The organism is Donghicola eburneus (assembly GCF_900115865.1).
GTDB classification, from domain to species: Bacteria; Pseudomonadota; Alphaproteobacteria; order Rhodobacterales; family Rhodobacteraceae; genus Donghicola; species Donghicola eburneus.
In genome coordinates this window covers 127,737-143,107 of the sequence record NZ_FOXY01000005.1, presented here as the reverse complement: position 1 = coordinate 143,107, position 15,371 = coordinate 127,737, and the positions used below count along the sequence as shown (strand labels likewise).

14 protein-coding genes are annotated in these 15,371 nt (G+C 60.3%); 8 read left to right on the top strand and 6 right to left on the bottom strand.

The window, feature by feature from the left end:
• The first annotated feature begins 62 nt into the window (after window positions 1-62).
• Window positions 63-605 carry a tetratricopeptide repeat protein gene (locus tag BM225_RS10460; protein ID WP_072706692.1) on the top strand — a complete coding sequence of 181 codons (543 nt, stop codon included), beginning with the start codon at window positions 63-65 and terminating at the stop codon, window positions 603-605.
• A 6-nt stretch (window positions 606-611) separates the two neighbouring features.
• On the opposite strand, the gene BM225_RS10455 is transcribed toward BM225_RS10460, so the two are convergent.
• Together BM225_RS10455 and BM225_RS10450 are read right to left on the bottom strand one after the other, a co-directional pair.
• The gene (locus BM225_RS10455; protein ID WP_072706693.1) at window positions 612-1,265 is read right to left on the bottom strand and encodes an ABC transporter ATP-binding protein; all 654 of its coding nucleotides are present in this window, start codon (window positions 1,263-1,265) and stop codon (window positions 612-614) included.
• A 10-nt stretch (window positions 1,266-1,275) separates the two neighbouring features.
• Window positions 1,276-2,250 (bottom strand): ABC transporter substrate-binding protein, encoded by a 975-nt coding sequence (locus BM225_RS10450; RefSeq protein ID WP_092464346.1) that lies wholly within the window; start codon window positions 2,248-2,250, stop codon window positions 1,276-1,278.
• Window positions 2,251-2,412: 162 nt separating this feature from the next.
• On the opposite strand from BM225_RS10450, the gene BM225_RS10445 reads away from it, so the two are divergent.
• From BM225_RS10445 to BM225_RS21815, 6 genes are all read left to right on the top strand, one after another.
• Window positions 2,413-2,832, top strand: a complete 420-nt coding sequence (locus BM225_RS10445; protein WP_072706695.1) for a c-type cytochrome — start codon at window positions 2,413-2,415, stop codon at window positions 2,830-2,832.
• Between the two features lie 217 nt (window positions 2,833-3,049).
• Complete coding sequence (locus BM225_RS10440) at window positions 3,050-4,816, top strand: PQQ-dependent methanol/ethanol family dehydrogenase (protein ID WP_072706696.1); 1,767 nt, start codon at window positions 3,050-3,052, stop codon at window positions 4,814-4,816.
• 172 nt (window positions 4,817-4,988) lie between these two features.
• Entirely contained in the window at window positions 4,989-5,681 is a 693-nt protein-coding gene (locus BM225_RS10435) for a response regulator (protein ID WP_072706697.1), read from the top strand.
• A 41-nt stretch (window positions 5,682-5,722) separates the two neighbouring features.
• Window positions 5,723-6,904, top strand: a complete 1,182-nt coding sequence (locus tag BM225_RS10430; RefSeq protein WP_245780455.1) for an FIST N-terminal domain-containing protein — start codon at window positions 5,723-5,725, stop codon at window positions 6,902-6,904.
• On the top strand, window positions 6,904-9,111 hold the full coding sequence (locus BM225_RS10425; protein WP_072706699.1) for a hybrid sensor histidine kinase/response regulator: 2,208 nt from the start codon (window positions 6,904-6,906) through the stop codon (window positions 9,109-9,111). Before BM225_RS10430 ends, BM225_RS10425 begins: the two co-directional genes overlap by 1 nt.
• A gap of 275 nt (window positions 9,112-9,386) precedes the next feature.
• Window positions 9,387-9,545, top strand: a complete 159-nt coding sequence (locus BM225_RS21815; RefSeq protein ID WP_177218605.1) for a hypothetical protein — start codon at window positions 9,387-9,389, stop codon at window positions 9,543-9,545.
• 4 nt (window positions 9,546-9,549) lie between these two features.
• On the opposite strand, the gene BM225_RS10420 is transcribed toward BM225_RS21815, so the two are convergent.
• Together BM225_RS10420 and BM225_RS10415 are read right to left on the bottom strand one after the other, a co-directional pair.
• Window positions 9,550-10,572: an AbrB family transcriptional regulator gene (locus tag BM225_RS10420; protein WP_072706700.1), complete on the bottom strand. Its 1,023-nt coding sequence runs from the start codon at window positions 10,570-10,572 to the stop codon at window positions 9,550-9,552.
• A 105-nt stretch (window positions 10,573-10,677) separates the two neighbouring features.
• The gene (locus BM225_RS10415) at window positions 10,678-11,931 is read right to left on the bottom strand and encodes an NAD(P)/FAD-dependent oxidoreductase (RefSeq protein ID WP_072706701.1); all 1,254 of its coding nucleotides are present in this window, start codon (window positions 11,929-11,931) and stop codon (window positions 10,678-10,680) included.
• Window positions 11,932-12,080: 149 nt separating this feature from the next.
• On the opposite strand from BM225_RS10415, the gene BM225_RS10410 reads away from it, so the two are divergent.
• Window positions 12,081-13,007 (top strand): AEC family transporter, encoded by a 927-nt coding sequence (locus BM225_RS10410; RefSeq protein ID WP_072706702.1) that lies wholly within the window; start codon window positions 12,081-12,083, stop codon window positions 13,005-13,007.
• On the opposite strand, the gene BM225_RS10405 is transcribed toward BM225_RS10410, so the two are convergent.
• Both BM225_RS10405 and BM225_RS10400 read right to left on the bottom strand, forming a co-directional pair.
• The gene (locus BM225_RS10405) at window positions 13,004-14,449 is read right to left on the bottom strand and encodes a cobyric acid synthase (protein ID WP_072706703.1); all 1,446 of its coding nucleotides are present in this window, start codon (window positions 14,447-14,449) and stop codon (window positions 13,004-13,006) included. The genes BM225_RS10410 and BM225_RS10405 overlap by 4 nt on opposite strands.
• An 87-nt stretch (window positions 14,450-14,536) precedes the next feature.
• Window positions 14,537-15,358 (bottom strand): sulfite exporter TauE/SafE family protein, encoded by an 822-nt coding sequence (locus BM225_RS10400; RefSeq protein WP_092464344.1) that lies wholly within the window; start codon window positions 15,356-15,358, stop codon window positions 14,537-14,539.
• Between the last annotated feature and the right edge of the window lie 13 nt (window positions 15,359-15,371).

Here is a 15,371-nt window from a genome sequence, read left to right as displayed (position 1 = left end):
CGACCATAGCAACCGTGAAAAATATGGCCTCCTGTGCTAGGTACAGCGCGGGAGGAATTTTTATGCGTTTGACTTTGGCCCTGATCGCCGCCGTTTTTGCGGCTCCTGTAACCGCCGCCGAATACGGCCCCGAGGATGGCACGCTCAACCCAGAAGAGCTGACTTGGCAGAACAACCTGAGGAAAGCCGAAGAGGGCAAAGTGGACATGATGGTCTGCGCCTCTGGCTATCTGATGACCAAGTCCGGCGACCACGACACCGCCCGCAAAATCTTCGAAGCCTGCGCCGAGGCGGGATACACCGCCGCCATGACGTGGATGAGCTATATGGAGAACAACGGCTTTGGCGGGGAGTATAATCCTGACGCCGCCGCACAGTGGGATCAGCGCGCCGCAGAGCTTGGGGATCCGGTGGGCAAGTTCAACCACGGCATCAACCTGATGCGCGGGCATGGGATCACCCAAAACGCAGAGCTTGGCCGTCAGTACGTGGACGAGGCTGCCAAAGACGGCCTGCTCGTTGCGCGCCGTCTGCAAGGGGCCGATTACGATCTCGACGAAGTCACGCCAGACGCGGACAATTGGCGGTACGCCCCGCTGTTCTGAACAGGCCTAGCCCCGGACGATCTGTGCGGGGCTGCCATCTAAACGCAAGATACGATCCGCCAGACGTGTTGCCTCTTCGGCGGAGTGCGTGACGATCAGGGTCGCCACATCACGCCGATCGCGCAGGGCTTCGAACAGGCTCATCATTTCATTGGCCATGTCAGGGTCGAGCGACACGAAAGGCTCGTCCAATAGAAGAAGCTTCGGCGAACCGGCAAACGCGCGCGCCAAGGCCAAGCGCCGCTGTTGTCCAAGTGAAAGCTGACGTGGAAAATCCGCGCCCCGACCCGCCAAGCCAACCTCTTCCAGCGCCTTTTCAGCGCCTTCGGCAGTGACCCCAGCCGTCAGTGTCAGATTGTCGAGTACCGACCGCCAAGGCATGAGGGTCGGTTCCTGAAAAACCATGCCAATCTGGTCTGGGCGGATGACTTGTCCCTGATACTTCGTTTCCAATCCTGCGATGATCCGCACCAAAGTGGATTTGCCGATCCCTGACGGACCGGTCAGCGCCAACGTCTGCCCAGCCGCAAGTGTCAGAGAAATCGCGCCGAGCACCTGCCGCGTGCCATAGGACATGCCATCCAAGGCAACGGTCAGTACAGGAGGCGTGTCCGCCCCCTGTGAGATGGAGTCATTCGATGCCACGAGTCGAAGCGCCATCCGCCCTGCCCTAGCTACCCGGCTGGACAAAGACGCCTTCGGGCAAGGTGGTTGCGTTCCCGATCAGGTCCGAGCCGCCAAGCTCGGCCATCAGTGCCAGCATCTTGGCTGCAGCCTCCTCATTTACGGCACCCTTGGCGGGGATGCCTGCGCGGAAGCCCGCAATCAGCGCGTCATATTGCGCGTCATTCTTGACGTTCATGCGGTCACGCAAACGGGCCCACGCGTCGTCATCCTCGGCCAGCAGATCCTTGGCCGCGCGGGATGATGCGGCAAACCCCTCTAGGATTTCGGGATGGTCGCGCAGCATCTCACCTTTGAACACGTAGCCCAACAAAGGGGTCTCGGGGTCGAGCCCCAAGGCCAAGGCCGCGTCCGACACAGACACGAGTTGGCGCATCCCAGCCGCCTGCATCTTGGCCATGAAGTGCCAGAAGTTGATAGCACCTTGGGTCTCGCCCTGAAGCGCGGTCTTGAACACCAGGGGCGGTGCGCCAAAGACTTGCTCGGTCTCTGCAGCCAAATCCATGCCGTATTCTTGCTGGGCATATGCCTGAAGGATCAGCCAGCTCTTGTCCAAGGGACCGCCGGCGATGCCGATCTTCTGACCCTTCAGATCCTCTAGCGATTGCGCAGGGCTGTCGCCTGCGACCATGACACCACCCACGGCCTTGGAGTACGGCACAAACACATAGTCATGTCCGTCCGCCCGCTGGCGCGCCACCCAGAGCCAGTCCGACACAATCACATCGGCCTCGCCGCCCTGAAACGCCACCTGCGCCGCGGACCCGCCCGCGACACCCTGCACCTGCAGGTCGTATCCGTTCTGTGCGTCCAACTCATAATGTTGAATGGTGTCGAGTTCCCAGTTCACGGTTCCGAACTCCAGAACCGCGGCGCGAATGACGGGGGTCTCGGCCAATGCTGCACCTGCACCTAGAATCAGTGCGGTGCAAGCGGTGCTCAGCGCCCTTGCAAACGTCATGTTAGTGTCCTCCCTGACAGTTGCGCCCATGGTACATGTCCCCCCAATCAGCGCAAATTACGACCAAAGGACGATATCGGAGCCCCCTCTCCGTTGACCTGTATCAAAGGAGCGCGAAATGCGGACTTCTAGCCTTGGGACGCACAACCCAAGGAGGGAAAAATGCATCGTTTCTGTTCCATTTTATGCGCGGCCGTGACCGCCGTTTCGGCCGTCCCTGCCATCGCCGCCGACAGCACATTCGAGGCCGTCAAAGTCACCGCGGGCGAAACCCTGTTCCAAGCGGAATGCCGCCGGTGCCACTCCCCCGACGCGGATCACGACTCTTATGGCCCGCCGCTAGAGAACATCGTTGGCCGCGCCGCTGGCAGCTATCAGGATTATGATTATTCGACTGCTTTGGAGGCATCGGGCATCGTTTGGACCCCAGCCGCCCTGCGCGCATGGATGGAGGACAACGACGGCTTTATGCCCGGCACCAAGATGCGCCACGTGGGGATCGAAGACAGGACAGTGCAGGATTTCATCCTTGCCTACCTGACCTCGATCACAACACAGGACAACAGCGCCATCTCTGAATGACGCGCGTTCGGGGCCGGATGAAACACGTTCGACCCCGCAACAAATTATGCACCTGCAGCGACTCAAATGTGCGGAATATCGGAGGGAGTATGTCAAGTCTCTAGGGGTCGTAAGACTAAGGCCGGATACCTATCAAACCTCGCGTCCGTATACTGATGCTCAGGACGGCTCCATTTTCCATTGTTCGGAGCTGAACTGACCGTCTAGGGAGGACATAATGAAGAAACTTCTAGCCGCAATGTCGGTGAGCGCGCTGGCAATCACTGCCGCGCACGCGCAAGTCACCGAGGAGATGCTGGCCAACGACCGCATGGACACATCGAACGTTGTGACCAACGGCATGGGCCGCGACCTTCAGCGTTACTCGCCGCTGGAAACCCTGAACAAAGATAACGTCAAGAACCTCGTTCCGGCATGGGCTTTCTCCATGGGCGGCGAAAAGCAGCGCGGTCAAGAGACCCAGCCGCTGATCTATGACGGCATCATGTATGTGACCGGTTCGTATTCGCGTCTCTACGCGATCGACGTGATGACCGGCGAAGAGCTGTGGCAGTACGACGCACGCCTGCCCGAAGGCATCCTGCCCTGCTGCGACGTGATCAACCGCGGTGCGGCGATCTACGGCGACAAGATCTTCTTTGGTACTCTGGACGCACGCATCGTTGCGCTGGACCTGAAGACCGGCGACGTTGTCTGGCGTGACAAGATCGCTGACTACAAGGCCGGCTACAGCTACACCGCAGCTCCGCTGATCGTTGACGGTCTGGTTGTGACCGGTAACTCGGGCGGTGAATTCGGCATCGTTGGCGAAGTTCAGGCCCGCAACGCGGACACCGGTGACATCGTCTGGACCCGTCCGATGATCGAAGGTCACATGGGCACCCTGAATGGCGAAGAATCGACCATGACCGGCACCCTGAACGCGACCTGGCCCGGCGATCTGTGGAAGACCGGTGGCGGCGCGACCTGGCTGGGTGGCTCGTATGACATCGAGACCGACACTCTGGTCTTCGGCGCAGGTAACCCTGCCCCTTGGAACAGCTGGCTGCGCGGCGCAGGTGAGCCCACCGAAGGCAACACCGGCGACAACCTGTACGCAGCAAGCCGCGTCGGCATCGACCCCAAGACCGGCGACATCAAGTGGCACTTCCAGACCACTCCTCGCGAAGGCTGGGACTATGACGGCGTGAACGAAGTCGTCGCGTATACCGACCGCGAGGGCAACAAGCGCTTCGCAACTGCGGACCGTAACGGCTACTTCTACGTTCTGAACCGCGAAGACGGTACGTTCGTATCGGCCAAGCCCTTCGTCAAGGACATCACTTGGGCGAATGGCATCGACGAAACCGGTCGTCCAATCTTTAACGAGCCCAACCGTCCCGGCAATCCTGCGAACGCGGCTGACGGTGGCAAAGGCGAAGTCGTCTTCTCGTCGCCCTCGTTCCTTGGCGGTAAGAACTGGATGCCCATGGCGTTCAGCCAGAACACCGGCAACTTCTACGTTCCCTCGAACGAGTGGGGCATGGACATCTGGAACGAGCCTGTGACCTACAAGAAGGGCGCGGCATACTTGGGTTCGGGCTTTACCATCAAGCCGAACTACGAAGACCACATCGGTTCGCTCAAGGCGATCGACCCCGACACCGGCGAATGGGTCTGGGAATACAAGAACGACGCACCCCTCTGGGGCGGCGTGATGACCACCGCAGGCGGTCTGGTGTTCTTTGGCACCCCCGAAGGCAAGTTCATCGCTCTGGATGACGCGACCGGCGAAGAGCTGTGGTCGTTCCAAACCGGCTCCGGCATCGTTGGCCAGCCTGTCACCTGGGAAATGGACGGCGAGCAGTATGTTTCGGTCGTTTCCGGCTGGGGCGGCGCGGTTCCGCTCTGGGGTGGTGAAGTGGCCAAGAAGGTCAACTACCTGAACCAAGGTGGCATGGTCTGGACATTCAAGCTGCCCAAGCAGCTGGCGTCCGCCAACTAATCCCCAACCTCTCCCAGAGGTACCAGAGGCGTCCGGTTTCGACCGGGCGCCTTTTGTGTTGCCAGCCGTTTTTGCACGTGGCGCATAATACCCTGCGGTATTAGACTTTTTGGTAACAGAAGACATTCGCGAAAAACGGCTATCCTCAATCGAGGAACACGAGGACAGATTCATGCAACATCGCGCCACTTCACAGATCGCAGCCGGAAACGCGCTGGTCGTTGACGACCACCCGCTCTTTTGTGACGCCTTGACGCTAACACTGCGGTCCATCGCCAACTTTGGCGAGATCCACACCGCTGGCACCTTGGAAAATGCGCTAGAAGCCGTGAGCGCCGACCCCAAGATCGAGATGATCATCCTTGATCTGAACCTGCCCGATGTGAATGGCCTTGACGGGCTGATCCGCCTGCGCAACGCGACCCCCAAAGCCGCGATCGTCATCGCCTCGTCCATGTCCGACAACCGTATGATCAGCCGCGCCCTGCAAGCTGGCGCGAATGGCTTTGTTCCAAAACAGGCGCAGCGGGCGGTGTTCCAGATGGCCTATGACGCGGTCAAGGCCGGACAGCCCTTTGTCCCCGAAGGCTACATTGATCCCAACGGCCAGAATGGTGAGGGCGGCAACCAAGAAGACGCGCTTCAGCGCCTGTCGTCCCTGACCAACCAGCAGGCGCGCATCCTGAACCTGATCTGCGAAGGTAAGCTGAACAAACAGATCGCCTATGACCTGTCGATCGCTGAAACGACAGTCAAAGCACACGTTACCGCAATCATGCGAAAGCTCGGTGTTCACAGCCGGACTCAGGCAGTTTTGATCGCGCAAGAGGCCAACTTTAACAGGGTCTTGCCAACCACAGAGTAATCGCCCATCCTCGGGCAAATATGTAAGAGGACACCGGTCGAGTGAACGGAGCGCTACCACGTTCCGGCAGGGAGGAGACCGCTGACAAGAAAGCGATGCGTGTTGCGCAGGTGGCGTGCGACCAGCCCAATCTGATGGAGGAGATCAGGTTACAGCTGGGAGACGATCCATTTGCGCTGGTGTGCTTGTTTGCTGCTCCCTGTGCGGATTTTAAACAGTTGATCGAGGATGCCTCTGGCGCCTTCGAGGGTGCCGATGTGTTGGGCTGCACCACCGCCGGAGAGCTCGGAGCCGCGGGCTACGAAGAAGGTCAGATCCTCTGCGTTGGATTTCCCGCGCGCTATTTCACCTCCATCACCTATGCGCTGGACCTGCTGAACATGGCGGATGATCAGCAGATCATCGATACGCTCATCCAGCAACGCATGGCCTTGGCTCAGACTGCACCTGACCGGCCCCACGAATTCGCGTTTCTACTGGTGGACGGCCTGTCCATGAGCGAAGAGAGCCTGACAACGATCTTGGCCTCTGGTCTGGGACCGATGCCGCTGTTTGGGGGGTCCGCTGGCGACGGCGTGAACTTCAAACAGACATGGCTCAGCCACAACGGCGAGATCATGGAAAACGCGGCTGTGCTTGCGCTGGTCCGCAGCGCCTGCCCTGTCAAAGTGTTCAGCCACGACAATCTGGCCCCAACCGAGATGCGGATGGTCGTGACCGCCGCCAATCCCGAAGCCCGCACGGTTCAGGAAATCAACGCCGAGCCCGCCGCCGCCGAATACGCGCGGCTCTTGGGCAAGGACCCGAACCAGCTGGATCCTTTTACCTTTGCCGAACACCCTGTGGTCGTGCGTCTGGGGGACAGCCACCACGTGCGTGCCATCCAACGGGTCAACGAACACGGCGAGCTGGTTTTTTTCTCTGCGATCAACGAAGGCATGGTCCTGACGCTGGCGGAACACCGCGATATCGTGGAAAACCTGCGCGAGGGTTTAGGCAAACTCAGTGCGGAACACGAACCCGACCTTATCCTTGGGTGTGATTGCATTTTACGCCGGATCGCGGCGGACCAGCGGCAAAAGACCCGAGAGGTCTCTGCCCTGCTTTCGGAAAACCGCGTGATCGGGTTCTCGACCTATGGTGAACAGTTCGGTGCTTTGCATGTTAACCAGACTCTGACCGGGGTGGCCATCTACCCCCCGACCGACAACGAGGTAGCCTGATGTCGCTGATCAACCCTGCTGACAGTCTGGAACGCCAGAACGAAAAGCTGATGAAGATCACGCAGGCGCTGATGAGCCGCGTCGAATACGGCACCGCCCAATCGAACGCGGCCTATGCCCAATTCGAACGCGCCGCCCTGCTGGAAAAGCGTGTGCGCGAGCGGACGCTGGAACTGGAAAGCACGCTGGAGCTGCTGCACGACTCAAACGCTGCTCTGGCCAAGGCGCACACCGAAACCGAAGCCGCGCGCCGGAACCTTGCCGATGCGATCGAGACCGTGTCCGAAGGCTTCGCCCTGTTCGATCCCGAAGACAATCTGGTCATGTCGAACTCGCGTTTTTGTCGTGATTTCAGGAACATGCAGGCCTATCTGAAACCTGGCCTGTCGTTCGAGGAATACGTGCGCCACATCGCGGAATCCGCGCAACTGGCCTTGCCGACAGAGGAAACAGCCGACAGCTGGTGCGCCCGCCGCATCCGCCGCCACAAAGACCACCACGTCATGTTCAACGTCGAACTGACCGGCGACCGGTGGCTGCAGGTGTCCGAACACCGCACCAGCAATGGCGGCACCGTGGTCCTACAGACCGACGTCACCGACATCATGCGGATGGAACGTCAAGAGCGCGCCCGTCTGAAAGACAAACAGACCCGTATGATCCGCGCGACCTTGGATCACCTGAACCAAGGCGTCTGCGTCTTTGACGAGAACGCCCAACTGGTCGGCTGGAACCAGAAGATCAGCCATCTTTTGTCCGTGCCTGTCCGCCGCCTGACCATCGGCGCGTCGTTCGATGGACTCCTGGAACGGCTTGGCGATGACGTCCGTTTCAGCCGTGGCATGGACCGCGTCAGCTTCTTGCGGTGGGCGATGGCCAAGGGGCCGAAGTTCCCGATCTCGTTCGAGGTCAAGCGCGAGAACATGACGCTGCAGATCTTTGGCCGTGGAATGCCGGACCAAGGCTTCGTGATCTCTTGCACCGACGTGACGGCCGAACGCGAAGCTGCGCAGAAGCTGTACGAGCTTAACGAGATCCTCGAACAGCGCGTCATGGAGCGCACGCTCGAGCTAGAGGACGCTCTGTCCGCCGCCGAACGGGCGAATGCGTCCAAATCCCGCTTTGTTGCGGCGGCCAGCCACGATCTGCTGCAGCCCCTATCGGCGGCAAAATTGTTCATCTCTTCGCTCGCGGACAACGCGACCTGCCAAAATGACATGGCGGTTTTGGCCAAGGCTGAGACCGCGCTGACCGGCGCAGAACAGATCATTGACGCTCTGCTGGATATTTCGAAACTGGAATCTGATGGGCTCAGTTTCGACATCCGCCGCTTTGCTCTGCGTGAAATCCTGTCTCCTTTGCGGGATGAAATGACGATCCACGCCAATAGCAAGGGGCTTGAACTGTGCATCGTCGACAGCAACCTGATGGTCGAGAGCGACCCGTCTTACCTGCGCCGGATCGTGCGCAACCTGATCTCGAACGCGATCCGCTACACCCCAAAAGGCCGCGTGCTGGTGGGGGTTCGCCGCAATGGCGGCTCTGCTCGCATCGAGGTGTGGGATACAGGCGTCGGCATCCCCGAAGAGGATCAGAGCGCCATCTTCGAAGAGTTCAAGCGGCTGGACACCAAGGCCAGCGCGAATGAGGGGCTTGGCCTAGGACTGGCCATCGTAGAGCGCGCCTGCGCCCGTCTGGGCCACCCCTTGGGCGTCTGGTCCGAGGTTGGGCGCGGCAGTTGCTTTATGGTAAACGTCCCCGTCGCCGGAGAGGCAGAGCCCGCCCTCACCCCCTCGAACCGCCCCACCCGTCCGGTCGGTCTGGCACAATCAGGTCTGATCGTTCTGCTGGTCGAAAACGATCCGCAGCTGCGCCGCGCGATCTCGATCCTTGTCGAGAGTTGGGGCGTCAACGTGATCGAGGCCGAGGACGCGCCATCTGCGCTAGACCTGCTGTCGGTGCTGCAAATTTCGCCAGACGTGTTGCTGCTAGACTACCAGCTTGGGCCAGGCATGTCGGGAACAGAGCTTTACTGCGCCGTCACAGACAGTCTGGGCCGTATTCCCTGCGCGATTATTTCGGCGGATCGGTCACCTGAGCTTAGACAAACTTGCAAAACTCTGGACATCGAGTTGCTGCTCAAGCCATTGGACCGCCAGAAGCTGGCACAGTTCCTAGATAGCACCGCACGCGCGATCGCCCTGTAAGCTGACACACTGATTCACCTTAACACCTGCTGGGTTTCACGCCTCGCGGGTGTTTCTATGTGCGCTGCCAACCCAAAGGCGCCACAGTGCATGCTGCGCTGCCAAAATCAGATGCAAACCCACTCACTTTCGCTTCAAGACTTAACTTTTTGCTACCCCAAAAGGGTAGGTTAATGTATCATTAAGCTTACAAATTGGTTTCATCGGTGCGTTCTGCCGATGTCTGTGTACCCCCCCGGCCCCTTGTTCCAGCCGGCTTGGATTGGAGACTTTTGATGCAGCAACCTATCGCAGCCAGTGCCACAACAGCCCTCGCCCATTCGAACAAGTTGGGCAAAGATAACAAAGAATTCTGCATGAGCATGTGGGCCGCGTGGCGCCTGCGCTCTGTTGTGGAATCCTACGCAGAACAGACCGCCAAGCGCGAGGCCTAAGGCCCTAACCTTGGCGCCGCGCCATCCACGGAATCAGGGCCATCAGGAACCCGATCCGGCACAGGTGGTGCACAGCGACATAAGCCCCGTCAAAATCCAGAGCGAGACCGATGGCTGCCATCGCCTCGACACCGCCGGGGGAATAGGCAACCCAGACTTGGCCGAACGGTAACCCCGTGAGTGCCGAGGCCACCCCGGCAAACCCCATCGAAATCAGCGCCGCAGCCCCAACGCTCGCGGCGCTGGCCGTAAAGAGGCGCAGGATGTCCGCTGGACGGATGCCTGTGAACCGCACCCCCATGACAGATCCGGTCACACAGAACCCCGCAAAGATCAGTTCTGCGGGCGGCAGGCCGTGCACGATCCCCGTGACATGGGCCACCGCGCTGACGATCATTCCACCCAGCAGATAAGCTGCCGGAAAGCCGCGGCGGGCAATACCCCACGAAAATGCACCGCCAACGGCCAACATTCCAAGCAAGGCAACCAACCCCAGAGTCTCGGTTGGACCCGTGGCCGTGCCCGCCTCGACCCCGAGCAGCAGCATACCCAACGGCAGCACAGCCGACAGGATCAGCAGGCGCATGCATTGCAGGATCAATACGGTCGTCGCATCGCCTCGCCCGCTGACGGCCATGGACAGGGCCAAAGACAATGTCCCCGGAGAACTGGCCAAGAGAGCAGTTTCACGATCCTTGGCAAATCCGCGCATGAGAATGGCGCGGCTGGCGACAACGGTGGCAAAGATCGACAGGCACAGCAGGATCAGGCTTAGGGCCCAGCCCCCGATCTGTCCCAGCAGCTCACTTCGAAAGCCCGAGCCCAAGGACGATCCGATGATCAGAAACCCGACATCGCGCAGCCGGTTGGGCAAGTAAAGCTTTACCCCGCTCCATGCGAGCGCCGAGGTCGCAAGCGCCGCCCCCACGAGTGGGGCCGCAGGAAAGCCGACAAAGGTCAGGGCAAATGCGCCCGTTGTGCCAACGGCAAGCGTCAGAGCGGTGCGCTGAAGGGACCCGTCAAACATGAAACCCACTTTTCAGTATACAACAGTATGCAATTCTGGTTCTAGCATAGTTTCCGCTAACACATCCAGAGTGCATTCCCGCATTTCTGCAAATGCCCCAGTCATTTACGCGCCTAAGCGGCCCAATGCATATTTTCTGGCAGGAGTGATCGCATCCAAGACATCGGAGCGCCCGCCTTCGAATGCTTGCACCAGAAGGTCGGCCGAGGCTGGCCCTTTGGTAAAGCCCAGATGTCCGTGGCCAAAGTGGCACCACAGCCCTTTGTGTTTCGGGGCAGCCCCGACGACGGGCAGCATGTCAGGCATAAAAGGACGCGTGCCGTACCATTGCGGCTCTGCGATGCGGGGGCCCAATTCGATAATATCGGACACGCCCTTGGCACCTCGGGTGATCTGCCGTGTGTCTGCAGGCGCGGACATATCCACCAGCGCAGCGCCCGTCGCCAGACGCAGGCCCTTGTTCATGCTGGTTAGCACGACTGCGTTATCACCGTCCATGATGGACGCCCCCAGCCCGCGCGGCGCGTCAAAGTGCGCGTGGTAGCCACGCTTGTAGACCATAGGGATTTTGTAGCCGAACCTTGCCAGCAATTTTGGCGACCACGCCCCCATGGCGACAACCACATGTTCTGCGCTGATTGGGCCGCCGTCGGACTGAACCCGCCAACCGCCAGACACCTGTTCAAGGGTCGTCGCGTCCCCCTGCGCCCACGTACCACCACGGTTGCGAAACAGCTCTGCATACCCTTCGACCAACGCACCAGGATCAGCGCAGAGCCACGTCTGTGGCCACCAAATCGCCCCACCAACTTCGGAGATGATCGCAGGCTCTCGGCGGCACAGTTCTGCCCCGCTCAGGATTTCAGGCGACACATTATAATCGCGGCCAAGGGCCTGCGCATCCCGAGCCTCGGCCTCGGCTGTGCGCGGATCGCGCCGGATTTCATAATAGCCAGAGCGGCGGACCAGATTGCCCAAACCCGCAGCATCGATCAGGCGCTGGTGGGCGGCCGTCGAGCGGCGGGCCATTTCCGCATAGGTGCGCGCTTGCTCTGCGACCCTGTCGGGGCGCGAATGCCGCAAGTACTGCCAGAGGGCGGGCGCCATACGTAGTACGGCCCGCAGGTCGTAGGTCACATCATTGCGCAGCCCCAGCCCGAAGGCCGCCAAAGTTTTGAGATTACGGGGCAAAGGATATGGTTCTGTGCTGTCTGCACTGATGAATCCTGCGTTGCCATAGCTGGCCTCCTGCCCTGCGGCGCGGCGATCCAACAAGGTGACCGCATGTCCGCGCTCTTGAAACGCCAGCGCAGTCGAGACGCCGATCATCCCTGCCCCAAGCACCAGAATCTCTGCCATTGCCTGCCCCCTATGCACTCGCGCAACGCTGTCTGGACTGAACCGCTGCAATTAACGGATTGCAAGCCCTTGTGCGAAGCGCCCCTTGCAGCTTGGACGCGGATCGCCCATCAGTAAGACTCACCCCTCATTCCAAAGCTGTAGTGCCGATGTTCAGTATCCTTGCGATTACGACCCCAATTTACATGCTGATCGCAACAGGCTTTGTCAGCCTCAAATCCGGCTACATCAGCCGCGACGTTCCAAAAGCCTTGGGGACCTTTGTTCTGCGCATCTGTATGCCGGTCATGATCGCGGGCGCTGTGAACCGCGAAGGGGCCGCCGCGCTGAACTGGCACTTCATGCTCGTCTATGGTGGGGCGTCCTTGCTGCTGATGATGGCGGGCATCTTTGTCATGCATAACTTGCGCAAGAATGGCTTTGCCGCCAGCGCGATGTATGCCTTGGGCATGTCGAACTCGAATAGCGGCTTTATGGGGTACCCGATTGCGGCGCTCGTGGTGGGCGAGGCCGCTTTTGACATTCTGGCGTGGGCACTGATCGTCGAGAATATGGTGATGATCCCACTCGCTTTGGCTGTGGCCGACGCTGGCGCCTACCCCGAAGAAAAGTTCCATCGCGCCTTCTTCAAAGCGTTCACGGGGCTCTATAAAAACCCGATCTTTATTGGGCTCGCAATCGGACTTGTTGTGCGGTTCACGGGCATGCCGATCCCGGAAGTCATCCAGACCGTCATTGGGTATCTGACCGCCACCGCTCCTGTGGTCGCGCTGTTTGTGGTGGGTGGCACCGTTGCGAACTTTCCGATCAAGACGATTTCGGTCGAGACCGGAATGATCGCTGTGGGCAAGCTGGTGTTCCACCCGCTGCTGGTAACGGTCGGCATGCTCGCCTTCCCCATGAACGATCCGGCGTACATGCTGGGGGCTGCGTTGTTCGCGTCCGTGCCGATGCTGTCGATCTATCCGATCTTTGGCCAGCGCTACGGGATTGAGAGTATCACCGCGACCACGCTGGTGTTCACCACAACGCTGTCGTTCTTTACTGTCAGCGCGCTGATCTACCTGATGGGTTAACGAGCTAACGACAGCAGGCCATCCACATCCAGATGCGACTCCATGTGGTCGGCCAGCGCGTCGAGCGTTGTCTCGACCACTTGTCCATAGTTCAGCTGACCGGACTGCACACCAAAGCCATCCAGAAACGCCGCGCGGAAGGCGTTATCCGTGAACATGCCGTGCAGATAGCTGCCGATGATACGCCCATCGGCAGAGATCGCGCCTTCGGGCGCACCATCCACGATGGCAAAGGGCCGCGCGCGGTCCGCCCCATCTGTGCGGCCGATGTGGATCTCGTACCCGTCGAGTTCTATTCCGCTGGCCGCATGGGTCGCACGGACTTGGGTCAAACGCTTGTCGCCGGTCATCTCGGTGGTCACGTCGAGCAGACCTAGGCCTGCATCCTCGCCCGCCGCGCCTTCGACACCCATTGGGTCGCGCACCACCTGCCCCAACATTTGGTAGCCGCCGCAAATTCCCAACACGTATCCGCCGCGCCGCACGTGGGCTTGCAAATCAACGTCCCAGCCCTGCGCCCGCAGATAGGCCAAGTCCCCGCGGGTCGATTTGCTGCCCGGAATGATCACCAGATCGGTGTCTCCGGGGATCGGCTGACCTGCGCGCAGCACAGAGAGGTCCACACCCTCTTCCTGCGCGAGCGGATCAAGGTCATCGAAATTGGCGATCCGAGACAGGCCAAGGCACACCACCTTGAACCCCCGCCCACTGGAGCGGGTCGGGAGGTCAAGCGCATCTTCGGCAGGCAGCTTTGACGCATCGGGGAAATAGGGCAGAACGCCAAATCCCTGCCATCCCGTGCGGTCCGCGATCATTTTGTAGCCGTCATCAAAGAGGCTCACATCCCCGCGGAATTTGTTGATCAAGAAACCTGCGATCTGCGCATTATCCTGATCGGGCAGCACGGCCTGCGTGCCCACCATCTGCGCAATCACGCCGCCACGGTCGATGTCCCCGGCAAGGATCACCGGAACATCCGCCGCGCAGGCAAAGCCCATATTGGCAATATCGCCGGCCCGCAGGTTGACCTCGGCGGGGCTTCCTGCCCCTTCGACGATCACCAGATCATAGCCGGATTTCAGACGGTTGAAGCTGTCCAAGACGCTGGTCATCAACTGCGGCTTCAGGTTGGCATAATCCCGCGCTTTGACTGTGGCGATCCGCTTGCCCTGCACCACGACCTGCGCACCCACATCGGTTTCCGGCTTCAGCAGCACCGGGTTCATATCGGTGTGTAGCGGCACCCCACAGGCAACCGCCTGAAGCGCCTGAGCGCGGCCAATCTCGCCCCCGTCAGAGGTGACGGCCGCGTTGTTCGACATGTTCTGGGGTTTAAACGGCGCAACCGACAGGCCGCGGCGGCGCGCGGCGCGACAGAGACCAGCCACCAACAGGGATTTGCCGACATTGGAGCCAGCGCCCTGAATCATAATCGCGGTCATCGGGTGTCTCCTGTTGCGGGCCGCGCCTACCAGCGCGGTGCCTTCGGCGAGGGTATTTCTGCCAAGAAAGAGGCTGCAGGGTTGGTTTTACAGGCCCAGAGATTTACGCAGCATATTGCCCGCGACCAAAAGCAGGAACAATGCGAACACTCGCTTGAGCGGTTTGGGGTTCAGCGAATGGGCAATCTTGGCTCCGATGGGCGCTGTGATCATGGTCATGCATACAACAATCGCAAAGGCCCCGAAGTTGACCGCACCGATGGTCAGCGGCGGACGGACGTCCGGCGAAACGGGCACGAACAAGAAGGCAACGACCGACGGGATTGCGATCAGGGCACCGAACCCGGCAGCGGTCGCGACCGCGCGGTGGATCGGTGTTCCATAAAGGGTCATTAGCGGAACGCCAAAGCTACCGCCCCCGATCCCCATCAGGACCGACAGAAAGCCAACGATGGGCGAAAGAATGGAACGCGCCTTGGTGCCCGGCATTTCGTCGCCCAAACGCCATTCGGATTTGCTGAACGCCATCCAGAGTCCGATGCAAATCCCGAGGCCGCCGAAGATCCCCTGCAGAGCCGCAGACCGCAGTTGGGACACGGCCAGAACGCCGATCACAGCGCCGATCCCGATGCCCGGCGCCCATGTTTTCAGGATATCCCAGTCCACTGCGCCCTTCTTGTTGTGGCTGTGCACAGAACGGGCCGACGTCACGATGATGGTCGCGAGCGAGGTCGCGAGGCAGATGCGCATGACCTCGTCGCTGGCGTACCCCAGATGCGTGAAAGTATAAAAGAAGGCGGGCACCAGAACGATACCGCCCCCGACCCCAAGAAGGCCTGCGAGGATACCAGCGAACGCGCCGATCCCCATCAAGAGCGCCAGAAGTGGAAGGATTATGTCGAACTGCATCTGTATCTCCCCT